Raw genomic sequence first — 23318 nt, 5'->3', positions numbered from 1 at the left:
AGTGCAGGCTAAAGACAGGTCGAAGTGGGCTGTACGAGGCTCACATGGCCTGCGCACGCGTTTGACAACCGGTTACCGTGCAGGAAGTGCCGGGATCTGCAACCGGTCGTCACGGCAGTTACCCGTGGCGCCCTGGCAAGGGAGAGTCCGAGCCGTCGGCCGGAGGTGGATGGCATGCAGAATGTCATCGTCTGCTATCGCCGACGCCATCGTGCATGCCTAGAATCAAGCCATCCCGGTAGGTCCCGGGCGCTGTCGAGTGAATGGATTCAATGAAGATTCTGTTGACCGGAAGTTCCGGGCGGATAGGGCGGGCGATCTTCGGTGCGCTGGCCGCTGCCAATGAGGTGGTGGGGCTGGATCGCAGTCCGTTCGCCACCACGCGCGTCATTGCCGATGTCACCGATCGCCGGGCGCTGGAACGTGCCGTGCAGGGGGTCGACGCGGTGATCCATACCGCGGCCCTGCACGCCCCGCACGTGGGCCTGGTACCTGACGCGGTGTTCCAGCAGATCAACGTGGAGGCCACCGCGAACCTGCTGCAGCTGGCGCGCGAGGCCGGCGTGCAGCGCTTCGTGCTGACCAGTACCACGGCGTTGTACGGCCATGCCGTGGTGTCCGGCGGCTGCCGTTGGATCGACGAGGACACCGAGCCGCTGCCGCGCACGATCTACCACCGCACCAAGCTGCAGGCTGAGGCGGCTGCCGAAGCGGCGGCCAGCGCAACGTTCACCGTGCGCGTGCTGCGGATGGCACGTTGCTTCCCCGAGCCGCCTGACCGCATGGCGATGTTCCGCCTGCACCGTGGGATCGACGCGCGCGATGTGGCCAGCGCGCATGCCGCGCTGCTGCACGATGACGGCGCCGCCTTCCAGCGTTACCTCGCCTGTGCACCGACGCCCTTCCGGCGCGAGGACTGCCTGCAGCTGGCGGCCGATCCGCGCCAGGTGCTGGCGCGCCGCGCACCGCAGCTGCTTGCCGAGTTCGAGCGCCGTGGCTGGCCACTGCCGCTCAGCATCGATCGGGTCTATGACAGCAGCCGGATGCGTGCAGCGCTGGGCTGGCAGCCACGTTTCGGTCCGGAGGACGTGCTGCAGCAGTACGCCGCGGGCAGCATCGAGGTCCTGCCCCGTGCGGAGTGGATCCGCGACCGCGTCGCCGAATAGCACAGGCGAGCAGCACAGGCCTGGGTCGACGGCCGCAGCTGAGCGGGTTCAGGTTTTGTGCGTGCGGCGAGCCTCAACCTCGCCCGGCCATGGCCGCTAACCCGGTGCGCGCCTTCCCGCGCCGGGTTCCGATCCGGCGGGCAGGCGGCCCGCGCGACGGATCGCGCATCTGCGCGGTGCCCTGGTGGCACCGGTCGACCTGAACTGCCTGCGGATCCTCCCATGTCTTCTTCCCGTTCCGTCGCTGCCCGTCGCCCCGGCAGCATCGCCCACAAGCTGATGCTGGGCACTGCGGTGATCGCGTTGCTGTGCTTCGGCGCGACCGCGTTCCTGATCTATCACCAGGCCAGTTCGGCGCTGGTGTCGTCCTCGCGGCAGACCATGGCCAGCGAAGCCCGTGCCGAGGCGCGGCAGGTGGCTGCCGACCTGGGCACGGCCTTTGCCAGCAACGATGCGATGGTGGAAACCGTGCTGGCCCAGCGTGCGCGCGGTGATGCCCCTGATCGCGCCAGCCTGGCCAATGTCATCGGCGAGCAGCTGCACGCGCATCCGGAATGGCTGGGCAAGAGCACCATGTGGGAGGCCAATGCCTTCGACGGCAAGGACGCCGAGTTCGTCAACAGCGAGGCGCACGACGCCACCGGCCGCTACATGAGCTACTGGGCCTGGCAGGACGGCAAGCCGCAGCAGTCGACGATGACCGACTACACCGAGACGCCCAGCGGCTCGGGCAACTGGTACATGGTGCCCAGCCGCGACAAGCTGCCGCTGGTCAGCGAACCGTATGCCTACGACATCGGCGGCAAGCAGGTGCTGATGAGCACGCTGAGCACGCCGATCGTCGAGAACGGTACCTTCCTCGGTGTCTTCACCGTCGACTTCTCGCTGGACGCGCTGCAGAAGCACCTGGCCACGCTGACGCCTATGGGCGCTGGCCGCGTCGAACTGCTGTCGCCGAAGGGCGTGGTGCTGGCCTCGGCCGACGCTGCCGAGATCGGCAAGCCGCGTACCGATGCCGCCACCCTCGGCATGCTGGCGCAGATCGCCGCCGACAAGACCTACGAAGCGTTCGAGCCCGACGCTGCCGGCAACGTCCGCCTGTACGTGCCGCTGCAGGTGGGTGACGCGCCGCAGCGTTTCGCGCTGGGTGTGGTGGTGCCGCATGCGGTGATCATCGCGCAGGCCCGCGAGCTGCTGTGGATCATCCTGCTGGTGGGTGTGGTGGCTGCGCTGGTGCTCAGTGGTGGTGTCTACCTGCTGCTGCAGCGCCTGGCCGTGCGACCGCTGGCGCAGGCCGTGCGCATCGCCGGCGACGTGGCTGCGGGCAAGCTGGATACCGCCATGCCGGCGCTGGGCAACGACGAAGTGGGCCGCCTGCTGGACGCCATGCAGGGCATGCGTGGCCAGCTGCAGGCAGTGATGGCCGCACAGGCGGAGATGGCGCGCCGCCATGATGCCGGTGAAATCAGCTACCGCATGGATGCCTCGGTGTTCCCGGGCGAATATGGCCGCATGGTGGCCGACAGCAACCAGCTGGTGGCCGACAGCAATGCGGTCACCCAACGCCTGGTCGAGGTGATGCAGCGCTACGCGGTGGGTGACCTGAGCGTGGACATGGAGGCACTGCCGGGCGAAAAGGCGGTATTCACCGCTGCCATGGCAACCACCAAGACCAACCTGGCGGCGATCAACGAGCAGATCCAGCAGCTGGCCGCTGCGGCGGCGGCAGGTGATTTCGCCGTGCGTGGCGATGCCCAGCGCTTCGAGCATGACTTCCGCCGCATGGTGGAAACGCTCAACACCATGATGCAGGTCAGCGACCAGAACCTGGCTGCGCTGTCGACGCTGCTGCGCGCCATCGCCGCCGGTGACCTGAGTACACGGATGGAGGGTGACTTCCACGGCGTGTTCGCGGTGATGCGCGACGATGCCAACAGCACCGTGCAGCAGTTGACCCAGATCGTCGGCCAGATCCAGCAGTCTGCGGCCAGCATCCGCCTGGCCGCAGGCGAGATCGCGTCGGGCAACAGCGACCTGTCACGCCGTACCGAGCAGCAGGCGGCCAACCTGGAAGAGACTGCCGCGTCGATGGAGGAACTGACCTCCACCGTGCGCCAGAACGCCGATCATGCCCTGCAGGCCAACAAGCTGGCGGCCTCGGCCGCAGGCGTTGCCAGCGAAGGCGGGCAGGTGGTCAGCCAGGTGGTGCAGACCATGGAGCAGATCGAGACCTCTTCGCAGCGCATCGCCGAGATCATCTCGGTGATCGACGGCATCGCATTCCAGACCAACATCCTGGCCCTGAACGCAGCGGTGGAAGCGGCGCGCGCCGGTGAACAGGGCCGTGGCTTTGCGGTGGTCGCCAGCGAAGTGCGCGCGCTGGCACAGCGCTCGGCGGGCGCGGCTAAGGAGATCAAGGAGCTGATCGACGCTTCGGTCGGCCATGTCGGCGCCGGCGCGCAGCTGGTGCACGGTGCGGGCCGCACGATGCAGGAGATCGTCGGCCAGGTCGGCCGGGTCAACGAGATCATGGCCGAGATTTCGGCCGCCTCGCGCGAGCAGTCGGCCGGTATCGAGCAGGTCAACCAGACCGTGGTGCAGATGGACGAGACCACCCAGCAGAATGCTGCGCTGGTGGAAGAAGCCACCGCTGCGGCGCGGGCGATGGAAGAACAGGCCGAGCAGCTGGCGGTGGCGGTGTCCCGCTTCCGCCTGCAGGCCGACACCCGACCGGCTGCTGCGTTGCGCGCCGCCTGAGCCGGGGCTTGAACGACGACGCCCGGCCAAGGCCGGGCGTCGATGTGCCGCTGCGCATGCGGTGCGCTGGGCTTAGAACATGCCTTCGAAGGGGTTCCAGCTGGTGTTGCCCTTCACCTGTTCCAGGTAGTAGCTGTAGTTGGTGCTCGAGGCGACCAGGAAGTTCATTGCGATGAACAGTGCGCGGGCCACGATGTCCGGCAGCACCAGGCTGACCGCGATCAGCACGATGTTGATGCCGATCACCACCAGCGCCTTGCGCCACATGCCCAGGATGAACAGATAGATCGCGCCGAAGAAGAAGGCGAAGAAGTTCAGGTTGATCTTCAGGCGGTCGCCGAAGGACAGCGCCTTCCAGGCCTGCTTGAAGCCGGGCTCCTTGGGAGCGCCGTGCTGCTGGAAGAAGTTGAAGCGGAACTGCCACTTCGGGCTGAAGCGGGTCAGGTCAACGGTGTTCATGTATAGGGACTTCCCTGTTAGGAAAACGTTTTCATGATAAGTGAGTCACATTCAGCAAACCAGCTTGGAGCGTCAAAAATGTGACGTTCCTACGGCAAAGGGCTTGCGTCCCGGTGCCGCACCGTCACCCATCCGCCTTGTTTTTAGGATAGGGTGCGCAGTTCCGCTGCTACCCCGGCTGTTTGCGGGTAGCTGCGGTATGTCCATGGAGGTTGCATGACCACACCTGCTACACCGGAAAACGCACCCGGACCGGTGCTCCTGCCGACACCCGAAGTGGTGCAGGCACAACAACTGCTCGCCCGCCAGCAACTGGCGGTGGCGATGGACCGTGCACGCATCGCGGCCAGCCGCGACGCTGCGCCGGCCGTGCTGGAAAACGACTGAGCCTGGGAAACCAGCGGCGATCGCGCTGGCCTGCTGCCAGCGCGATCGCAGTGCGCATCAGAAGCGCGCGGTCATGCTGAGGAAGTAGCTGCGGCCGGCGACGAAGTAGTCGGTAGAGCCGTCGGCGTACAGCTTCTTGTCGGCCAGGTTGCTGACGCCGCCACGCAGGGTCAGCACCTCATTGACGTTCCAGGCAGCGGTCAGGTCATACAGCGTATAGGCCTTCAGGAAGGTATTGACCACGCCGGTCTGCTTGCCGGTGTACTGCGCCGACAGGCTGCTGGAGAACGTGGTGTTCGGGGTCCAGTCCAGCGACGAATAGCCTGAGAACTCCGGGGTGTCGATCAGGTTGCGGCCGGTGGTCAGGTTCTTGGCTTCCTTCATCCAGGTCGCCGACGTGCGCCAGCGCCAATGATCGCCGAAGCGGAAGTTGAGGTTGCCTTCCATGCCGCTGGTGCGCGCGCGCTGCACGTTGCTCATGCGCGTCCACCAGTAGCCGTTGAAGAAGCCCAGCGCTTCATACTCGATCTTGTTCCTGAAGTCGGTATGGAAGTAGGTCAGGCCGGCGTCGACCAGGTCGTTGTCGAAGCTGATGCCGATCTCGCGGTTGGTGCTGGTTTCCGGGTCCAGGTCCGGGTTGCCGGCCATGTAGCAACCGCCGCGGGTATAGCCCAGCGGGTACAGCGAGGTGCAGCCGCGGCCACCGGACTGGGTCGCCGCGCTGGGCGAATTCTCGGTCAGGCTCGGGGCGCGGAAGCCCTTGGACACGCCGCCACGGATCGTCCACTGCTCGCTCGGGTGCCAGACCAGGTAGGCACGCGGACTGACATGGCTGCCGAACTGTTCATGGTGGTCCAGGCGCGCGCCCAGGGTCAGTGCCAGGGTACGGTGCAGCTTCAGCTCGTCTTCGACGAACAGCGCCCAGGTGTCCACTTCCAGGGTGGAGCCGACCACCGGGTTGCCGGCATAGTCCACCGGCGCCTGGCCGATGGTGTCGGTGTTGGTCAACTCCTGGCGCTTCCACTGGCCGCCCACCGCGAACTGGTGGTCCACGCCCAGGGTGAAGGGCGTGCTCAGGCTGCCTTCGATGATCGTATCGGTTGCCTCGGAGCGACCGGTGGCGCCGATGTCGTTCTTGTACTCGGTCCAGTACGCGCTGAGCTTGGAAGTACCGAAATCCCACTTGCCGTCGTGGTTCAGCGCCAGCGAACTGCGCTTGAGCTCACTGGCACCCCAGGCGCCTTCGTCCTGCTTTTCCAGCGCCTGGGCGATGAAGGCCTGCTGCACACCGTGGCCAGCTTCCAGTGACACTTCCTGTGCCTCGCTCAGCTTCCACTGCAGCAGCGCGTCGATGTTGCGGTCCTTCTCGCCGGCGTAGGCGTTGCCATACACGCCGCCGTTGGAGCGGTCCGAGTCGCGGCGCATGCTGTTGGCACCGATGCGCAGGCCGAAGCGCTCGCCCAGCGGGCCGGAGAAGGTCGCGCCGATCTGCTGGGTATCGCCACGGTCGCCATCCTGCGGCCGGGTGTAGCTGTGGGTGGCGCTGCCGTTCCAGCTGTCACCGATGCGCTTGGTGATGATGTTGATCACCCCGCCCATCGCGTCCGAGCCATACAGCGAGGACATCGGGCCACGCACCACTTCGATGCGTTCGATCTGGTCGGGGGAAATCCAGTTCAGGTCCTGGCGGCCCAGGTCAGGGCGATAGTTCGTCGAGGCCGAGCTGCCCATGCGCTTGCCGTCCACCAGCACCAGCGTGTAGTTGGACGGCATGCCGCGCAGCTTGATCTTGGACTGCTCACCGGCGGCGCTGAGCCCACCGGTCACGCCCGGAATACGGCTGAGCAGGGTAGCCAGGTCGTGCACCGGCTGGCGTTCGATGTCTTCGCGGCTGATCACGCTGATGCTGGCCGGGGCATCCTTGATCCACTGCTGGTTGCCCGAGGCGGTAACCACCACGGTATCCAGGTCCTTCGTCGAGGCATCGGCGCTGGCTTCAGCGGCGGCGAGGGCAGGCAGGGCCAGCAGGCAGGCGGCGGCCAGGGCGCTGGCCAGGCGGGTGCGCGACAGGCGCGCGGAACGGAGAGGGGACATGACGGCTTCCAAGGGAGAGGAGAGACCCGGTGGAAGCAGCAGGCGCACGCAGACAGCAGGCAGCCACCCCTTCCCTGGGTCGTCGGGCGCGCGGAGGGTCCGGCGCAGCTGGGTGGGTCCGGTGCGCGAAGCGCGGTGACCTGCCTGGTTAACGGAATGATAACCGTTCTCGTTTGTTACGATCCAGTACCTCCCGGAATGAATCGACATTCCCCGGCCGCGCGCGACGGTTCGCCTGCTGATTGCTGAATGGGGAGATTTCCCGGCGTAGACCTTCGCACCCGGCTTACATTCGGGGCCATAGACTGGGCCGCATTTTTCGATTCCGCCCCGTTGGAGATCGTGTGGGTTCTGGTAGTGACAGACAGCGACTGCGCGGCATGACGCCGTGGCAGACAGGACAAGTGCGGACGCCGGGAATGCGGGCCAGGAACCTTGGTGCATGCAGCCTGGCCGGGACGGCTGGTCCTGCGGCCTGCAGGGAGTAGGCGGCCATGGGGAGTGAAACCATCGACACGGAACCGGTCACGGCCGGTCCCGACGCGGGCTGGGCCCTGCTGCCGGCCGAAGCACCGCTGGTGATGCCCGAACAGACGCTGCGGCAAGGCTCGCTGAAGGTCCGGCGCCATCGCACCTCGCCACGCATGATCGGCCTGCGTCGCCTGTACATCCTCGGCGGCACCGTGGCGATGACCGCCGTGGCCACCCGGATGATGTGGCGGGTGCTGTCCGGCAATGGCATCAGCGTGCTGGAGGCCTGCCTGCTGGTGCTGTTCGTCGGCCTGTTCGCCTGGATCGCGCTGTCCTTTGCCAGTGCGGTGGCCGGCTTCCTGACGGCCGTGTTCGACCGGGGCTACCGTCTGGGCATCGATCCGGACAAGCCGCTGCCCACCGTGCACAGCCGCACCGCGCTGCTGATGCCCACCTACAACGAAGACCCGCGCCGGCTGCTGGCCGGCCTGCGCGCGATCTACGAATCGGTGGCGGCCACCGGCCAGCTGCAGCGGTTTGATTTCTTCGTGCTCAGCGATACCCGTCGCGAGGACATCGCGCGGGCCGAAGAACAGGTGTTCGCCGAACTGCGCGAGCTGGTGCCCGATGGGCGTGCGCGACTGTTCTATCGCCGCCGTGGCGACAACAGCGCGCGCAAGGCCGGCAACATCGCCGACTGGGTACGCCGTTTCGGCGGTGCCTACCCGCAGATGCTGATCCTGGATGCCGACAGCCTGATGACCGGTGACAGCATCGTGCGCCTGGTCGCCGGCATGGAGCACAACGCCGACGTCGGCCTGATCCAGACCCTGCCGTCGGTGATCGGCGGCCGCACCCTGTTCTCGCGCATGCAGCAGTTCGGCGGGCGCGTGTACGGGCCGGTAATCGCCCGTGGCGTGGCCTGGTGGCACGGTGCCGAAAGCAATTACTGGGGGCACAACGCGATCATCCGCACCCGTGCCTTCGCCGACCACGCTGGCCTGCCGGAGCTGCCGGGGCGCAAGCCGTTCGGCGGCCACGTGCTCAGCCATGATTTCGTGGAAGCGGCGCTGATGCGCCGTGGTGGCTGGGCCGCGCACATGGTGCCCTACCTGGGCGGCAGCTACGAGGAAGGCCCGCCAACGCTGACCGACCTGCTGGTGCGCGACCGCCGCTGGTGCCAGGGCAACCTGCAGCACGGCAAGGTGGTGGGCAGCCGTGGCCTGCACTGGATCAGCCGCGTGCACATGCTGATCGGCATCGGCCATTACTTCACCGCACCGATGTGGGCGATGCTGATGCTGATCGGCATCGCCATCCCGCTGTTCCAGGAAGGCATCGATTTCAACGCCCTGCTGCACCTGTCGCCCAGCGTGTACTGGCGTGCGCAGGATGAAGAACAGGTGGTGCGCCTGTTCGCCGCCACCATGGCGGTGCTGCTGATGCCCAAGGTGCTGGGTTACTTTGCGATGCTGCTCGATCCGGTTGAACGCCGTGGCTGTGGTGGCGCGATCCGGGCGTTCCTGTCGATGCTGGTGGAAACCGTGCTGGCCGCGCTGATGGCGCCGGTGGTGATGTACGTGCAGTCGCGCGGGGTGGCCGAAGTGCTGTCCGGGCGTGACTCGGGTTGGGATGCACAGCAGCGCGATGACGGTGGCATCTCGTGGATTTCGCTGGTGCGCGGCTACGGTGGCCTGGGTGTATTTGGTGCCTTCATGGGCGTGCTGGCGTGGGCGGTGTCGCCGTCGCTGGCGGCCTGGATGGCGCCGGTGGTGATCGGCATGGTGCTGGCGGTGCCGGTGGTGGCACTGACCTCTCTGCGCGGGCCGGGCGCCTTCCTGCATCGCCTGGGCCTGCTCGACATTCCCGAAGAGAACATCCCGCCGCCGGTGCTGGTGCGCGCCGCACAGCTGCGCCGGGAAGCGGCCGAGCAACCGCCGCTGTACTGATCGCACCGTGCCAGCGGCATAATGCGGCTCGAACGTACAGGAGCCGCAACATGCTGCAAACGGTGGAACAGGAAACCGGCGCCTTGCCGCAGTGGTCGGTGATCTGGCTGCACGGCCTCGGTGCCGACGGCCATGATTTCGCGCCGATCGTGCCCGAACTGGTGCGTCCGCACTGGCCGGCGCTGCGCTTCGTGTTCCCGCACGCACCGGTGCGGCCGATCACGATCAATAACGGCGTGCCGATGCGTGGCTGGTACGACATCGTCGGCATGGACTTCCGCTCGCGCGCCGACATGGCCGGCGTGCAGGAGTCGGTGGTGCAGCTGGATGCGCTGATCGCCCGTGAGATCGAACGCGGTGTCGCCGCTGATCACATCTTCCTGGCTGGCTTCTCGCAGGGCGGGGCGGTGATCCTCAGCGCCGCGCTGGCACGCACTGCCCCCTTGGCCGGACTGATCGCACTGTCGACCTACCTGCCGGAGGCCGAAACCGCGTCGCGCGTTGATGGTGCGGTGGATGTGCCGGTGTTCATGGCCCACGGCAGCAGCGATCCGGTGATCCCGCAGGCGGTGGCCGCGCACAGCGCCGAGACGTTGCGCACGCTTGGGCTGGACGTGCAGTGGCACAGCTACCCGATGGCCCACCAGGTCTGCGCCGAGGAAATCGACGCGCTGGGCGACTGGCTGCAGGCACGCCTGGGCGTCGCCTGACCCATGGCCGCGAGCGCTGCCACCCCGTGGATGCCGGAACTGTGCCGTTTGCCGCGGTTGGCAGCGATGCTCGGCCTGGCCGAACTGGTGGTGGTGGTGCTGGCGCTGGCGCCCGATGGCAGCCGCCACTGGACGATGGGGGAACTGGCCTCGGCCAGCGGTTTCGCGCTGTGGCTGGCGCTGGCGGTCACCGCCAGCCTGTGCCTGCTGCGGCAGGCGCTGTCGAAGCTGCCGGAACTGCTGGGCGCCGTCGCCGCCGTCGGCCTGGCCGCGCTGATCGCCATCCTGTGCGCGGGCATCATCCATGCCCTGTATGGCGTGCTGGGCGACAACTTCGCGCGCGGCATCGGCTTCTGGCGCTTCACCCTGGGCAGCGCGGCCACCACGGCGCTGATCACCGCGTTGGCGCTGCGCTACTTTTATGTCAGCGACCGCTGGGCGGCGCAGGTACAGGCCAATGCCCGCGCGCAGGCCGACGCCCTGCAGGCCCGCATCCGCCCGCACTTCCTGTTCAACAGCATGAACCTGATCGCCAGCCTGCTGCATCGCGACCCAGCGGTGGCCGAGCGTGCCGTGCTCGACCTGTCCGATCTGTTCCGCGCCGCACTGGGTGCCGGCGAGGGCGATTCGACCCTGCGCGATGAGTGCGAACTGGCCGAACGCTATCTGTCGATTGAATCACTGCGCCTGGGCGACCGCCTGCGGGTGCATTGGCAGCGCGATGAACCCCTGCCCTGGGACCTGCCGATGCCGCGGCTGGTGCTGCAGCCGCTGGTGGAAAACGCGGTGCTGCACGGCATCTCGCGCCTGCCCGAAGGCGGCACCATCGAGCTGCATCTGGCCTGTGTGGGCAGCGAGCTGCAGATCCGCGTACGCAATCCTGCACCGGATCCGCAGGTGCCCGGGCTGGCCCTGGCCCAGGGAGCGGGCCACGCCCAGCACAGCATCGGCCATCGCCTGAGCTGGCGCTTCGGCCGCGCCGCGCGGATGACGGCTGGCTGGAGCGAGGGCTACTATGCCTGCCAGGTGACAGTGCCGATCCAGTGAGGGGACGATCGTGAGGGTAGTCATCGCCGATGACGAACCGCTGGCGCGCGAGCGCCTGCGCAGCCTGTTGGCCGCGCAGGAAGGGGTGGACGTAGTGGCCGAGGCCGGCAACGGCGAGCAGGCCCTGCACGCGTGCGCCGAACTGCAGCCGGACCTGGTGCTGCTGGATATCGCCATGCCCGGCCTGGACGGGCTGGAAGCGGCCCGCCACCTGGCCAGTTTCGAGCCCAGGCCGGCGGTGGTGTTCTGCACCGCCTACGATGCGCACGCGCTGTCGGCGTTCGAGGCAGCGGCCATCGATTACCTGATGAAGCCGGTGCGCGCCGAGCGGCTGGCAGCGGCGATCGCACGCGCCCGCACCTTCCTGGCCGGCCGTGACGGGCAACCCCAGCACACCGGCAGCCAGGCCCGCAGCATGCTGTGTGCCCGCCTGCGCGGCAGCCTGCGATTGATTCCGCTGGACGATATCCACTATCTGCAGGCCGAAGAAAAGTACGTGGTGGTGCATCACGCGCGTGGCGAGGACCTGATCGAGGAATCGTTGAAGTCGCTGGAGGAGGAGTTCGCCAGCCGCTTCGTGCGCATCCATCGCAACTGCCTGGTGGCGCGCCACGAGCTGGTGGAGCTGCGGCGTGGCAGCGGAGGCCAGGTGCAGGCGGTGCTGCGGCATGGCAAGCAGCCGCTGGAAGTGAGCCGGCGCTGCGTGGCGACGCTGAAGCAGGAATTGCGGCATCTGTAGGTTTTCCGCGCGGCCTGCGGCCGCGACTGCTTCGACATCAACAGCAACAGCAACAGCAACAGCAACAGCGGGTTGTCGGCTCTGTGTTGTTGCGTGTTGGGTGAGGCGGGATGGGCGGGCGGGACACGCCGTAAACCCATCCATGGGGGCTCGATGGCGCCATCCATGGCGCCAACGGTCCCGCCCGCCCATCCCGCCTCACCCTCGCGAATTTCCCGGTGACGGACAGCAAGAGCGTTGGTGTTATCGGTTGGGGAAAGAGGGGTCAGATCCCTTTTCCTGCGGAAAAGGGATCTGACCCCGGAAGTCGCCGGCTGTTGCTTTTGCTTCTGCTCTTTTCTTTTGATCTTCCGTGGCTGGCGCGCACGGAAACTGTCAGAGGCCGGGCGGGGTGGGTGCGCGGGGGTGTCCGCGGCATGGATGCCGCGGCCAAGCCCCCAGGGATGGGTTTACGGCGTCCCCCGCGCACCCACCCCGCCCGGCCAAGCACAGCTGTTGCTCGCACGACCACACCAGCCACGAGGGGCTCCGCCGTTGGCCGTATCCCGCCGATAGGCGCGATAATGCCCGGATGGAAACCGTCCGCATCGCCACCCGCAAGAGCCCGCTCGCCCTCTGGCAGAGCGAACACGTCGCCGACCGCCTGCGCCAGGCGCATCCCGATCTGCACGTGGAACTGGTGCCGATGAGCACCCGCGGCGATGAAGTGCTTGACCGCTCGCTGGCGGCCATCGGTGGCAAGGGCCTGTTCCTCAAGGAACTGGAACTGGCCATGCTGCGTGGCGAGGCCGACTGCGCGGTGCACTCGTTGAAGGATGTGCCGATGGAACTGGATGCGCCGTTCGCGCTGCCGGCAATGCTGACCCGCCACGATCCGGCCGATGGTTTCGTCTCCAACCTGTATGCCTCACTGGATGCACTGCCGATCGGTGCGCGCGTCGGTACCTCGTCACTGCGCCGCCAGGCCCAGCTGCGTGCGCTGCGCCCGGACCTGGAGCTGCTGGACCTGCGCGGCAACGTCAACACCCGTCTGGCCAAGCTCGACAACGGCGGCTACGACGCCATCGTGCTGGCCGTGGCCGGGCTGGAACGGCTGGGCCTGGGCAATCGCATCGTCGCCCGACTGCAGCCGCCGCAGTGGTTGCCGGCGCCGGCGCAGGGCGCGGTGGCGGTGGAGTGCGATGGCGGCAATGCCGCGCTGATGGCGCTGTTTGCAGGCCTGGATGACGCCGCAACGCGCGCCTGTGTGGAAGCGGAGCGGGCCATGAACCGCGCGCTGCACGGCAGCTGTCATGTGCCGGTGGCGGCGATCGCGCAGTGGCAGGGCCAGGACCTGCACCTGCAGGGGCTGGTCGGCAGCGCCAGTGATGGCCGCGCGGTGCGTGCCGACGCCGTGGGCCCGGCCAGCGACCCGGAAGTGCTGGGCCAGCGCGTGGCGAAGATGCTGCTGGATGCGGGTGCTGGCGAGCTGTTGAACGTCTGAGCCACCGCAGGTAGTGCCGGCCGCTGGCCGGCAACCTCATGATCCCGATTGAATGCAGTTGCCGGCCAGCGGCCGGCACTACCAAAAGCAGAACGGGCGCCAGGCGCCCGTTTCGCTTATTTGAACTTGTAGACCACGTTCATCGTGGTCAGCGTATCGGTCTTGCGCTTGTCCTCGGCGACGTCGCTGTTGTAACGCGCCTGCCAGCCGGCCTTCAGCGCCAGGTGCTCGTTCATGCTCACCGAGACACCGAAATCGTTCTGGCCGAAGGTGTTGTACGAACCCGATTCGACCAGCAGCGTGTTGATCAGGTCGGTGTTGTCGGTCAGCGAGTACTTCAGGTCGAACAGGCCGCGACCGATCAGGCCGGTGCGGGTGCGGTCGTCCTCGGTGCTGTGGGTGCGGCGCACACCGGGGCCGATCTGCGCATCGAACGAGAAACGCTCGGTGTTCCACAGCCGGGTGCCGTAACCCAGACCGAACGAGCTCTGCCGGTCGTAGGTGGCGAAATCATCACGCTCGGTACGTACCGTGGCCGTCAGCTGGCGATGTTCGCCCAGCTGCAGCGCGCTGCCTGCACTGCCGGTGTAGCGGTTGGCGGTGGTGTTGTTGCGGCGCGTGGTGGTGCCGTCGTCGCTGGTTTCGGTCACCTTGGAGCTGGAGCGCAGGCCGAACAGGTCCATGCTGTGCACCCAGTCGCCATCGGTGTAGCGCAGGCGCAGGCGGCCGTTGAAGCTCTCGGTGCTGCTGTTGCCACGTGCCGACGCGAAGCCGAGTTCGCCACCACTGCCGCTCCACGGCGAGGACATCGCCGCCAGTTCGGAGGCATCCTGCGCATACGCCAGCGGGGCGCAGAGCAGCAAGGGGACCAGCAGGGACACGCGCAGGGACATCGAGGCTTCTCCGAAGCGGTTGGCAGCCGGTGATGATACTGGAAGCGTGATGACCGTCCGAATCGCCCGTCCCGACTGCTTCAGCAGGCGTTGTCGGCCAGGCCCATTCAGGGCAGGTCGACCTGCAGGGCAGGATCGTTGAAGCGCGAGTACCGCAGCCGCAGCTGGAAGGGCTTGCCGTTGTTGTGGCCGCTGCGCACGATCTGCCGCGGCAGGCCCTGCGCATCCACCCAGTACTCCAGGCGCTCACCGGCCGTGGCGCCACGCAGGCGGTAGTGGCGGGTGCTGACGCCGTCCAGCGTCTGCTCGCCCAGGTCTTCGGCCTGCAGGGCCTGTGCGGGGATATCGGCAGGCAGCGGGCTGCGCCATTGCTCCAGCAGCCCCGGCGGGGTTGGCACCTGGCGGATCGCATCGTCGGCCTGCAGGAACATGGTGTCGCCGATGATCACCTGCGGCCCGGCAGGGGTCTGCACCCGGAACCGGTCCGGGGCGACGAAGTCCATCGCGGTACGCACCGGTTGCTGCGCGCCCAGCACCTCCAGCTCGGCATGGAAGCTGCGCAGGGCGGCAAAGCGCTGGCTGGCAGACAGCACCGCCTGCGCCGGATCGGCAGCGGGGACGGGCGTCGCAGCGTCGGTGGGCGCCGGTGCGCGGTCGCAGGCGGCCAGCAGCAGGCAGGCCAGCAGGGGCAGGACAGACAACCGGCGCATCGGGCGCTCCACGGGGCAGGGGGCGCCCACGATAGCCCAATCGTCCGCCACAACGCCCGAGACTCGGACATAATCGGGGGCATGGACCGATACGAACGCATCACCGCCCTGCATCGTCTGCTCAAGTCCGCACGCTATCCGGTGACGGTGGCGACCCTGCAGGACAAGCTCGGTTGCTCCCGGGCCACCGTCTACCGCGACCTGGCGTTCCTGCGCGATGCGCTGATGGCGCCGATCGAGGGCGATGGCGAGGCCGGCTTCCGCTACCTGGCCGACGAGAGTGACCGCTTCGAGCTGCCCGGCCTGTGGCTGAGCTCGGAGGAGCTGCACGCCCTGCTGGCCTCGCAGCACCTGCTGGCCCGTACCGGCGGCGGCGTGCTGTCTTCGGTGCTGGCGCCGCTGCAGCAGCGCATCGAGAGCCTGCTGGCCGCGCAGGCCGGTGTTTCCAGCTGGCCGGTGGATCGGGTGCGGGTGATTCCGCACCGTGGCCGCAAGTTCGACGAAGCCAGCTTCCGTTCGGTGGCCTCGGCGGTGCTGGAGCGCAAGCAGCTGGGCTTCGAGTACCGCGCCCGCTCGACCGACGAAGCGACCAAGCGCACCGTATCGCCGCAACGGCTGACCCATTACCGCGACAACTGGTACCTGGACGGCTGGGACCATGATCGCGAGGCCCTGCGCAGCTTTGCGGTGGACCGCATCTACAAGGCACGGGTGATCGACAGCACCGCCCGCGATGTCGCCGACAGCGAACTGGACGAGCAGCTCGGCGCCAGCTACGGCATCTTCTCCGGTGCGCCCAAGGGCTGGGCAACCATCCTGTTCAGTGCCAAGGCCGCTCGCTGGGTGGCCGACGAGCACTGGCACTCCAAGCAGCAGGGACGCTTCCTTGCCGATGGCCGCTACGAACTGAAAGTGCCCTACAGCGTGTCGCGCGAACTGTTGATGGACGTGTTGCATTACGGGTCCGATGCCGAGATCGTCGAGCCGATGATGCTGCGCGAGCAGGCCAAGGCACTGCTGGAACTGGCCCTGACCAACTACGAAAAATCCTGATACCTCCCCCGAGATCGATTGCGCCCATGAAGAAGACCCTGTTGCTGCCCCTGTTCGCCGCTGCGCTGGCCCTGACCGCCTGCGGCAAGTCCGGTGAGCCTTCGCAGAAGCTGGTGGTGGCCGCCACCGCCGTGCCGCACGCCGAGATCCTGGAAGTGGTCAAGCCGATCCTCAAGCAGGAAGGCGTGGAGCTGGACGTGCGCGTGTTCAACGACTACGTGCAGCCCAACGACCAGCTGGTGCAGAAGCAGGTGGATGCCAACTACTTCCAGACCGAACCGTACCTGGACGCCTACAACCGTGATCGCAAGACCGACCTGACCAAGGTGGTGGGCGTGCACATCGAGCCGTTCGGTGCCTACTCGCGCAAGATCAAGTCGCTGGCCGAACTGCGTGAAGGGGCCGATGTGGTGATCCCCAACGATCCCAGCAACAACAGCCGCGCGCTGATCCTGCTGCACAAGGCCGGCGTGATCGAGCTGAAGGACCCGACCAATGCGCTGGCCACCCAGCGCGACGTCGTCTCCAACCCGAAGAACCTGAAGTTCCGCGAGCTGGATTCGGCCATGCTGCCGCGCGTGCTCGACCAGGTCGATCTGGCCCTGATCAACACCAACTATGCGCTGGATGCCGGCCTCAACCCGACCAAGGACGCGCTGGCGATCGAGAGCAAGGACTCGCCCTACGTGAACTTCCTGGTCGCCCGCCCGGACAACAAGGACGACGCCCGCGTGCAGAAGCTGGCCAAGGCGCTGACCAGCCCGCAGGTGAAGGCCTTCATCGAGACCAAGTACAAGGGCGCGGTGCTGCCGGCGTTCTGATGTTGGGGTAGCGCCGGGCCATGCCCGGCGGAATGGGTGTCGCCGGGCATGGCCCGGCGCTACCGCCCTCAATCGACATGGAAGGCGAGGGTGGCGGCCACGGCCTGCTGCCACCCGGCGTAGAGTTTCTCGCGCCGGGCCACCGCCATCTGCGGTTCGAAGCGGCGATCCAGCCCCCACTGTGCCGCGATCTGTTCGCGGCTCTCCCAGAAGCCGACCGCCAGCCCGGCCAGGTAGGCCGCACCCAGCGCGGTGGTCTCGGTCACCCGCGGTCGCAGCAGGGGGACGCCGAGGATGTCGGCCTGGAAGCTGGCAAGGAAGTCGTTGCCGATCGCGCCGCCATCGGCGCGCAGTTCACTGAGCGAGATGCCCGCATCGGACTGCATCGCATCCAGAACGTCGCGGGTCTGGTAGGCCATCGCCTCCAGCGCTGCGCGCACGAAGTGGGCCTTGCCGGTGCCACGGGTCAGGCCGAACATCGCGCCGCGCACGTCGCTGCGCCAGTACGGTGCACCCAGGCCGACGAAGGCCGGCACCAGGTACACCCCCGCGCTGTCCGGCACCTGTGCGGCCAAGGCCTGGCTGTCAGCAGCGCGATCGATCATGCGCAGCCCATCGCGCAGCCACTGCACCACCGAGCCGGCGATGAAGATCGACCCCTCCAGCGCGTACTCCACCTTTCCCTCCAGGCCCCAGGCAATGGTGGTCAGCAGGCCATTGCGCGAGCGCACGGCCTGCGTGCCGGTGTGCATCAGCATGAAGCAGCCGGTGCCATAGGTGTTCTTGACCATGCCTGGCTGGAAGCAGGCCTGGCCGAACAGCGCGGCCTGCTGGTCACCGGCGATGCCGGCAATCGGGATCGGATGGTCGAAGAAGAACTGCGGGCGCGTGTGCGCGTACACCGAACTGGAATCGCGCACCTGCGGCAGCATCACACGCGGAATGTCCAGCAGGGCCAGCAGGTCCTCGTCCCAGTCCAGGGTATGGATGTTGAACAGCAGCGTACGTGCGGCGTTGCTGTAGTCGGTCACGTGCGCCTGGCCGCCGCTGAGATTCCACACCAGCCAGCTGTCGATGGTGCCGAACAGCAGCTCGCCGCGCTCGGCCCGCTGCTGCGCGCCTTCCACGTGATCGAGGATCCAGCGGATCTTGGTGGCCGAGAAATAGGCGTCGATCAGCAGGCCGGTGCGCTCGCGGATCAGCGCTTCGTGGCCGTCGGACTTCAGCCGCTCGCAGATCGCCTGGCTCTGCCGCGACTGCCAGACGATGGCGTTGTGGATCGGCTGGCCGCTGGCACGGTCCCAGACCACGGTGGTTTCGCGCTGGTTGGTGATGCCCAGTGCGGCGATGTGGCGGGGATCGATCTGTTCGCGGCTGAGCAGTTCGGTGATCGTGGCATAGACGCTTGTCAGGATCTCGCGCGGGTCATGCTCGACCCAGCCCGGCTGTGGAAACAACTGGGCAAACTCGCGCTGCGCGCTGCCGACGATGTCGCCGGCGCGATCGAACAGGATCGCGCGCGAACTGGTGGTTCCCTGGTCGATGGCCAGCACGTAGCGGGGCGTCATGCAGCGTCTCCGGTGGCGATGTTGGGATCGTAATGCATCGGTGGCGCCGGGCCGCGCGCGGCATTACCGGCGACGTGAATCCATCCAGGCCTGCAGCCGTGCCGCCTGTGTCGCGTCCATCTGCAGCCCCAGCTTGCTCCGCCGCCACAGTACATCCTCGGCGCTGCGGGCCCACTCGTGGTCGCACAGGAACGCCACCTCGCGTGCGTGCAGGCCCGCGCCAAAGTCTTCGCCCAGATCGAACAGGCTGCGTGCGCCGTGCAGCAGATCGATGCTGCGACTGCCATAGGCGCTGGCCCAGCGCCGCAGCGTGGCCTCCGGCAGCCAGGGGGCCTGGTGCCGAAGCTGTTCCCGTGCCTGCCCGGCATCACCCCAGTCGCTGCCGGGCAGTGGCTCGCCTGCCGCCGTCCAGGCGGGGCGGGCGTGCGGCAGATAGGGGCGCAGCAGGTCCAGTGCCTCCTCGGCCAGTACCCGGTACGTGGTCAGCTTGCCGCCCAGCACGTGCAGCGCAGGCGCACCTTCGGCGTCCAGTTGCAGGCGATAGTCACGGCTCAGTTTGGCCGCGCGCGGGTCCGGATCGGCCAGCAACGGGCGCACGCCGGCAAACTGCCAGACCACCTCGGCAGGTGCGACCGGATCGCGCAGGTAGCCGTTGGCAGCGCTGCACAGGTAGTCCACTTCCGCGGGCAGCACACTGCAGCGTGCGGGGTCGCCGCGATAGTCGGTGTCGGTGGTGCCGATGAGCAGGTGGTCGTGGAAGGGCAGCAGGAACACCACACGGCCGTCGGGCTGCTGCAGCAGGCAGGCGCGGTCGTTCGGCCAGGCGCGGCGCAGCACGATGTGGCTGCCCTGGACCAGGCGCAGCGCAGGTCCGCCGCTGCGGGCGTGCATGCGCTCCAGCAGACCGCCGGCCCAGGGGCCTGCGGCGTTGACCACCGCCTGTGCCTGCACGGTCTGCTGATGGCCTGCGGCGTTTTCCAGTACGGCGTGCCAGCGTCCGTGCCCGCGTTGCAGGTCCACGCAGCGCGTGCCGGTCAGGATGCACGCACCCCGCTGCGCAGCATCGAGCGCGTTGAGGATGACCAGCCGCGCATCATCCACCTGCGCGTCGGCGTAGCTGAAGGCGTGCTGCAGCTGTGGCGACAGCAGCGCGCCGAGTGGATCGTCGTGCAGGTCCACGGCGCGCGACGCAGGAAAGGCGGGACTGCGCCGGCCCAGATGGTCGTACAGCCAGAGCCCGAGCCGCAGCATCCAGCGCGGGCGCAGGTGCGGCTGCCACGGAAGCACGAAGCACAGCGGCCGCACCAGGAACGGCGCCTGCCGACGCACCACTTCGCGCTCGCCCAGCGCCTTGCGCACCAGGCCGAACTCGCCCTGTTCCAGGTAGCGCAGGCCGCCATGGATCAGCTTGCTGCTGGCGCTGGAGGTGTGTGCTGCCAGGTCGTGCTGTTCGCACAGCAGCACCTTCAGGCCGCGGCCGCTGGCATCACGGGCGATACCGGCGCCGTTGATGCCACCGCCGATCACCAGCAGGTCGACCTCGTGCATCGCGCCTCCGCATCCCGTCTGTGTAGATCCGACTGTCAGTCGACTCTACAGAACCCGGGTGACGGAAACGACGACGGGCCCCGAAGGGCCCGTCGCGGTACAACAATGACGCAGAAGCGCTTAGAAGCGGGCGCCGATGCCGAAGCCGACGGTCCACGGATCCATCTTCGCTTCGCCGATCTTCTCGCCGCCGACCTTCACGTCCGGACGCGAACGCATGTAGCGGGCGTCGGCACGGGCGAACCAGGTCGAGTTGATGTTCATGTCCACACCGACGGTGCCGATCACGCCCTTGGCGTCCTTCAGGCGGATGTCGGAGTCGCTGCCGTCGGCCAGGGTTTCATTGCTGAAGGCCGACTGGAAGTAGCCCACGCCCACGAACGGACGGAACACGTTGTCAGCCTGGCCGAAGTGGTACTGGCCGCTCAGCGCGACCGGCTGCTGCTCGACGTTGCCGAGGCGGGCATTGCCCGGGCCCTTCACCTTGTGGTCGAACTTGTCTGCAGCGCCCCACAGTTCAACGGCCCAGTTGTCGTTGATGTAGTAGCTGAAGCTGACGGTCGGTGCCGGGCCGCCATCGACCTTCTTGATGCCGTCGATCGGGTCATTCTTCGGCTGCAGCAGCGAGACGCCGCCAACCACGGCAAAATGCTTGCCCGAGGCGGTATCGGTGGTGGTGCTGTCCTGCGCGAAGGCAGCCGGTGCAAACGCGGCGGAGGTCAGCAGGGCGAGGCTCAGGATACGGATGGAGCGCATGGGGGAATCTCCTAATGTTTCTTGTTTTGGGCCCCCGGTTGCGGGGCGAGCACACCGTAGTCGCCCCAACATGAATCGAATCCGACGCGCGTTAAAAATTAGTTCGCACTGTTCAGCGAACAGCGCGAAATCCCTGTTTCCATGCGGTTTCTGCCCTCCCGGAATATTCATGCAGTTGGAGAAGATGTGAGCGCTGCAACGTTGTGCATCGGCCTGCCTGCGCAGGTGAACGCGGATTGCCGGGTGTTGCTGCTGGGTTCAATGCCCGGTATCGCTTCGTTGCAGGCACAGCATTACTACGCGCACCCGCGCAATCGTTTCTGGCCATTGCTCGGCGATCTGTGCGGCTTCGACCCGGCAATGCCGTACGCGCAGCGACTGCAGGCGCTGGCAGCCAATGGTGTCGGCCTGTGGGATGTGATCGGCCGCTGCGAACGACGCGGAAGCCTGGATGCGGACATCGTGCGTGGCACGGAAGTAGCCAATGCACTTCCGGCACTGATCGCCGCACTGCCTGACCTGCAGCTGATCGGCTGCAACGGTGGCGCGGCCATGCAGGCCTTCCAGCGCTGGGTGCAGCCGCAGCTGGCCACGTCTGCCAAGGTGCTGGCACTGCCGTCCACCAGTCCGGCCAACGCAGCGTGGTCCTTGCCGCGCCTGCGCCAGGCCTGGCAGCCGGTGGCCGTCGCACTGGCGACATCAAGCGGACATCGGCAGGACAATACGCTACCGACTGGAAGCGCCGGCGGGCCATGAGCAACAGCGTGTCCCGGCTGCGTGCGTACTGAAAACACCTGTAACGGTTGGCGCTGGCTCCCGCTGGCCGCACAATAGACGTTTCCCTACACCAGATTGCCGGAGTTCTCCCCATGGCCGAAATCAAGGAAGCACGTGTCCCCGATATCGGTGACTACAGCGATATCCCGGTAATCGAGGTGCTTGTTGCCGTCGGCGATACGGTGAAGAAGGACCAGGGCCTGGTCACGCTGGAAAGCGATAAAGCGACCATGGAGGTGCCGTCCTCGGTGGCCGGCGTGGTCAAGGAAATCAAGGTCAAGCTGGGCGACAGCCTGTCCGAAGGCAAGGTCGTGGCACTGATCGAAGTGGCCGACGGCGAGGCTGCCCAGCCGGCCGCTGCTGCTGCACCCGCCGCTGCGCCCGCACCGGCCAAGGCCGCTGCTCCGGCCGCTGCCACCCAGGCCGCTCCCGCTCCGGCCGCTGCTGCCGCCCCCGCTGCCAGCGGCGGCGCGGTGGAAGCCCTGGTGCCGGATATCGGCGATTACAGCGGCATTCCGGTCATCGAAGTGCTGGTCGCCGTGGGCGATACGGTGAAGAAGGACCAGGGCCTGGTCACGCTGGAAAGCGACAAGGCCACCATGGAAGTGCCGTCGTCGGTCGCCGGCGTGGTCAAGGAGATCAAGGTCAAGGTCGGCGACAACCTGTCGCAGGGCAACGTGGTCGCCATCATCGAAGCCGAAGGCGCTGCCGCCCCGGCCCCGGGCAAGGCTGCCGCCGCTGCTGCCCCGGCCGCCGCCGAGACCGCCACCAAGGTCGAGCCGGTCGCCGTGCCGGCCCAGCCGGACAAGCTGGCCGCCCGCGAGATCGCCAGCGCCCCCTCGGCCGGCGCGCCGACCAGCCCGCCGGTGCAGTTCAATGCCGATGGCGTGCTGCCGGCCAAGGTGCCCTACGCATCGCCGGTGGTGCGCGTGTTTGCCCGTGAGCTCGGTGTCGACCTGCTGCAGGTCAGTGGCAGCGAGAAGGGCGGCCGCATCACCAAGGCCGACGTGCAGAAGTTCGTCAAGGCCGCGCTCAGCGGCGGCGCTCCGGCAGCTGCCGGTGGCACCGTGGCTGCCGGCGGTGGCCTCAACCTGCTGCCGTGGCCGAAGGTTGATTTCAGCAAGTTCGGCGACGTTGAAGTGCAGCCGCTGTCGCGCATCAAGAAGATCTCCGGTGCGAACCTGGCCCGCAACTGGGCGATGATCCCGCACGTCACCCAGTTCGAGCAGGCCGACATCACCGACCTGGAAGGCCTGCGCGTGGCGCTGAACAAGGAGAACGAGAAGGCCGGCATCAAGCTGACCATGCTCGCCTTCCTGATCAAGGCCAGCGCCGCGGCGCTGAAGAAGTTCCCGGAGTTCAACGCCTCGCTCGATGCCAGCGGCGAGAACCTGACCCTGAAGAAGTACTTCAACATCGGTTTCGCTGCCGATACCCCGAACGGCCTGGTCGTTCCGGTCATCCGCGATGTCGACAAGAAGGGCGTGGTGCAGATCGCGCAGGAAACCGGCGAGCTGGCCAAGAAGGCGCGTGACGGCAAGCTGGGCCCGGCCGACATGAGCGGCGGTTGCTTCTCGATCAGCTCGCTGGGCGGCATCGGCGGCACCGCGTTCACTCCGATCGTCAATGCGCCGGAAGTGGCCATCCTCGGCGTCTCCAAGTCGTCCATCCAGCCGGTCTGGAATGGCAAGGAGTTCGCACCGAAGCTGATGCTGCCGCTGTCGCTGAGCTACGACCACCGCGTCATCGATGGCGCCCTGGCCGCACGCTTCACCACGTACCTCTCGCAGGTGCTGGCCGACATGCGCCGCGTGCTGCTGTAAGGCACCGCTTCGCCCCCACCGTGCGGCCGCTGCCCCTGGCGCGGCCGCCTGTCGAAACGCAGTGACAGCCCGCCGGCCACGCCGGTCGGGCACGAGGAAAACCCACC

19 protein-coding genes are annotated in these 23318 nt (G+C 67.4%); 12 read left to right on the top strand and 7 right to left on the bottom strand.

All coding sequences use genetic code 11. The annotated features are described in order from the left end of the window. The first annotated feature begins 272 nt into the window (after nucleotides 1-272). Both CR918_RS16460 and CR918_RS21380 read left to right on the top strand, forming a co-directional pair. Nucleotides 273-1166: an NAD-dependent epimerase/dehydratase family protein gene (locus CR918_RS16460; protein WP_099843760.1), complete on the top strand. Its 894-nt coding sequence runs from the start codon at nucleotides 273-275 to the stop codon at nucleotides 1164-1166. Between the two features lie 222 nt (nucleotides 1167-1388). Then, the gene (locus CR918_RS21380; RefSeq protein ID WP_099843758.1) at nucleotides 1389-3923 is read left to right on the top strand and encodes a methyl-accepting chemotaxis protein; all 2535 of its coding nucleotides are present in this window, start codon (nucleotides 1389-1391) and stop codon (nucleotides 3921-3923) included. A 72-nt stretch (nucleotides 3924-3995) separates the two neighbouring features. Here the strand turns inward: CR918_RS21380 and CR918_RS16450 are convergent, their stop codons facing one another. Continuing rightward, the gene (locus CR918_RS16450; protein ID WP_025879013.1) at nucleotides 3996-4382 is read right to left on the bottom strand and encodes a DUF2628 domain-containing protein; all 387 of its coding nucleotides are present in this window, start codon (nucleotides 4380-4382) and stop codon (nucleotides 3996-3998) included. A 216-nt stretch (nucleotides 4383-4598) separates the two neighbouring features. Between CR918_RS16450 and CR918_RS21185 the strand changes: the two genes are divergently transcribed. Further along, nucleotides 4599-4769 (top strand): hypothetical protein, encoded by a 171-nt coding sequence (locus tag CR918_RS21185; protein WP_162887695.1) that lies wholly within the window; start codon nucleotides 4599-4601, stop codon nucleotides 4767-4769. Between the two features lie 57 nt (nucleotides 4770-4826). Here the strand turns inward: CR918_RS21185 and CR918_RS16445 are convergent, their stop codons facing one another. Next, entirely contained in the window at nucleotides 4827-6863 is a 2037-nt protein-coding gene (locus CR918_RS16445) for a TonB-dependent receptor domain-containing protein (RefSeq protein ID WP_099843756.1), read from the bottom strand. A gap of 494 nt (nucleotides 6864-7357) precedes the next feature. On the opposite strand from CR918_RS16445, the gene mdoH reads away from it, so the two are divergent. From mdoH to hemC, 5 genes are all read left to right on the top strand, one after another. Further along, nucleotides 7358-9283 (top strand): glucans biosynthesis glucosyltransferase MdoH, encoded by a 1926-nt coding sequence (gene mdoH / locus CR918_RS16440; protein WP_051501661.1) that lies wholly within the window; start codon nucleotides 7358-7360, stop codon nucleotides 9281-9283. A 50-nt stretch (nucleotides 9284-9333) separates the two neighbouring features. Further along, nucleotides 9334-9993: an alpha/beta hydrolase gene (locus CR918_RS16435; protein ID WP_099843754.1), complete on the top strand. Its 660-nt coding sequence runs from the start codon at nucleotides 9334-9336 to the stop codon at nucleotides 9991-9993. 30 nt (nucleotides 9994-10023) lie between these two features. Further along, nucleotides 10024-11040: a sensor histidine kinase gene (locus tag CR918_RS16430; protein ID WP_080277664.1), complete on the top strand. Its 1017-nt coding sequence runs from the start codon at nucleotides 10024-10026 to the stop codon at nucleotides 11038-11040. A gap of 10 nt (nucleotides 11041-11050) precedes the next feature. Continuing rightward, nucleotides 11051-11779 (top strand): LytR/AlgR family response regulator transcription factor, encoded by a 729-nt coding sequence (locus tag CR918_RS16425; RefSeq protein ID WP_099843752.1) that lies wholly within the window; start codon nucleotides 11051-11053, stop codon nucleotides 11777-11779. A gap of 571 nt (nucleotides 11780-12350) precedes the next feature. Then, the gene (gene hemC / locus CR918_RS16420; RefSeq protein ID WP_025877394.1) at nucleotides 12351-13262 is read left to right on the top strand and encodes a hydroxymethylbilane synthase; all 912 of its coding nucleotides are present in this window, start codon (nucleotides 12351-12353) and stop codon (nucleotides 13260-13262) included. Nucleotides 13263-13378: 116 nt separating this feature from the next. Here the strand turns inward: hemC and CR918_RS16415 are convergent, their stop codons facing one another. Together CR918_RS16415 and CR918_RS16410 are read right to left on the bottom strand one after the other, a co-directional pair. Next, nucleotides 13379-14155, bottom strand: a complete 777-nt coding sequence (locus tag CR918_RS16415; protein ID WP_025877391.1) for a DUF481 domain-containing protein — start codon at nucleotides 14153-14155, stop codon at nucleotides 13379-13381. Nucleotides 14156-14262: 107 nt separating this feature from the next. Then, a complete protein-coding gene (locus tag CR918_RS16410; protein ID WP_032976576.1) occupies nucleotides 14263-14865 on the bottom strand; it encodes a LolA family protein in 603 nt (200 codons plus the stop codon). Nucleotides 14866-14946: 81 nt separating this feature from the next. On the opposite strand from CR918_RS16410, the gene CR918_RS16405 reads away from it, so the two are divergent. Then, nucleotides 14947-15918 (top strand): helix-turn-helix transcriptional regulator, encoded by a 972-nt coding sequence (locus CR918_RS16405; protein WP_025877388.1) that lies wholly within the window; start codon nucleotides 14947-14949, stop codon nucleotides 15916-15918. Between the two features lie 26 nt (nucleotides 15919-15944). Further along, nucleotides 15945-16739 (top strand): MetQ/NlpA family ABC transporter substrate-binding protein, encoded by a 795-nt coding sequence (locus tag CR918_RS16400; protein WP_099843750.1) that lies wholly within the window; start codon nucleotides 15945-15947, stop codon nucleotides 16737-16739. Between the two features lie 68 nt (nucleotides 16740-16807). Here CR918_RS16400 and glpK read toward each other — a convergent pair whose 3' ends face one another. The 3 genes from glpK to CR918_RS16385 form a co-directional block, all read right to left on the bottom strand. Continuing rightward, a complete protein-coding gene (gene glpK / locus CR918_RS16395) occupies nucleotides 16808-18307 on the bottom strand; it encodes a glycerol kinase GlpK (RefSeq protein ID WP_099843748.1) in 1500 nt (499 codons plus the stop codon). A gap of 63 nt (nucleotides 18308-18370) precedes the next feature. Next, nucleotides 18371-19855: a glycerol-3-phosphate dehydrogenase gene (gene glpD, locus CR918_RS16390; RefSeq protein WP_088101922.1), complete on the bottom strand. Its 1485-nt coding sequence runs from the start codon at nucleotides 19853-19855 to the stop codon at nucleotides 18371-18373. 120 nt (nucleotides 19856-19975) lie between these two features. Continuing rightward, on the bottom strand, nucleotides 19976-20611 hold the full coding sequence (locus CR918_RS16385; RefSeq protein ID WP_099843747.1) for an OmpW/AlkL family protein: 636 nt from the start codon (nucleotides 20609-20611) through the stop codon (nucleotides 19976-19978). Nucleotides 20612-20797: 186 nt separating this feature from the next. Between CR918_RS16385 and CR918_RS16380 the strand changes: the two genes are divergently transcribed. Then, nucleotides 20798-21367, top strand: coding sequence for a DNA-deoxyinosine glycosylase (locus tag CR918_RS16380; protein ID WP_025877378.1), 570 nt, complete (start codon nucleotides 20798-20800; stop codon nucleotides 21365-21367). Between the two features lie 113 nt (nucleotides 21368-21480). Continuing rightward, nucleotides 21481-23211 carry a dihydrolipoyllysine-residue acetyltransferase gene (gene aceF, locus CR918_RS16375; RefSeq protein ID WP_032976572.1) on the top strand — a complete coding sequence of 577 codons (1731 nt, stop codon included), beginning with the start codon at nucleotides 21481-21483 and terminating at the stop codon, nucleotides 23209-23211. Nucleotides 23212-23318 lie beyond the last annotated feature (107 nt).

The sequence above is a fragment of the Stenotrophomonas indicatrix genome (genome assembly GCF_002750975.1).
Taxonomy (GTDB): domain Bacteria; phylum Pseudomonadota; class Gammaproteobacteria; order Xanthomonadales; family Xanthomonadaceae; genus Stenotrophomonas; species Stenotrophomonas indicatrix.
This window is presented reverse-complemented; position numbering and strand designations above follow the sequence as displayed.

Coding starts and splice junctions, on each gene's coding strand:
- CR918_RS16460 (WP_099843760.1), top strand. CDS start 273: ATGAAGATTCTGTTGACCGGAAGTTCCGGGCGGATAGGGCGGGCGATC.
- CR918_RS21380 (WP_099843758.1), top strand. CDS start 1,389: ATGTCTTCTTCCCGTTCCGTCGCTGCCCGTCGCCCCGGCAGCATCGCC.
- CR918_RS16450 (WP_025879013.1), bottom strand. CDS start 4,382: ATGAACACCGTTGACCTGACCCGCTTCAGCCCGAAGTGGCAGTTCCGC.
- CR918_RS21185 (WP_162887695.1), top strand. CDS start 4,599: ATGACCACACCTGCTACACCGGAAAACGCACCCGGACCGGTGCTCCTG.
- CR918_RS16445 (WP_099843756.1), bottom strand. CDS start 6,863: ATGTCCCCTCTCCGTTCCGCGCGCCTGTCGCGCACCCGCCTGGCCAGC.
- mdoH (WP_051501661.1), top strand. CDS start 7,358: ATGGGGAGTGAAACCATCGACACGGAACCGGTCACGGCCGGTCCCGAC.
- CR918_RS16435 (WP_099843754.1), top strand. CDS start 9,334: ATGCTGCAAACGGTGGAACAGGAAACCGGCGCCTTGCCGCAGTGGTCG.
- CR918_RS16430 (WP_080277664.1), top strand. CDS start 10,024: ATGCCGGAACTGTGCCGTTTGCCGCGGTTGGCAGCGATGCTCGGCCTG.
- hemC (WP_025877394.1), top strand. CDS start 12,351: ATGGAAACCGTCCGCATCGCCACCCGCAAGAGCCCGCTCGCCCTCTGG.
- CR918_RS16415 (WP_025877391.1), bottom strand. CDS start 14,155: ATGTCCCTGCGCGTGTCCCTGCTGGTCCCCTTGCTGCTCTGCGCCCCG.
- CR918_RS16410 (WP_032976576.1), bottom strand. CDS start 14,865: ATGCGCCGGTTGTCTGTCCTGCCCCTGCTGGCCTGCCTGCTGCTGGCC.
- CR918_RS16405 (WP_025877388.1), top strand. CDS start 14,947: ATGGACCGATACGAACGCATCACCGCCCTGCATCGTCTGCTCAAGTCC.
- CR918_RS16400 (WP_099843750.1), top strand. CDS start 15,945: ATGAAGAAGACCCTGTTGCTGCCCCTGTTCGCCGCTGCGCTGGCCCTG.
- glpK (WP_099843748.1), bottom strand. CDS start 18,307: ATGACGCCCCGCTACGTGCTGGCCATCGACCAGGGAACCACCAGTTCG.
- glpD (WP_088101922.1), bottom strand. CDS start 19,855: ATGCACGAGGTCGACCTGCTGGTGATCGGCGGTGGCATCAACGGCGCC.
- CR918_RS16385 (WP_099843747.1), bottom strand. CDS start 20,611: ATGCGCTCCATCCGTATCCTGAGCCTCGCCCTGCTGACCTCCGCCGCG.
- aceF (WP_032976572.1), top strand. CDS start 21,481: ATGGCCGAAATCAAGGAAGCACGTGTCCCCGATATCGGTGACTACAGC.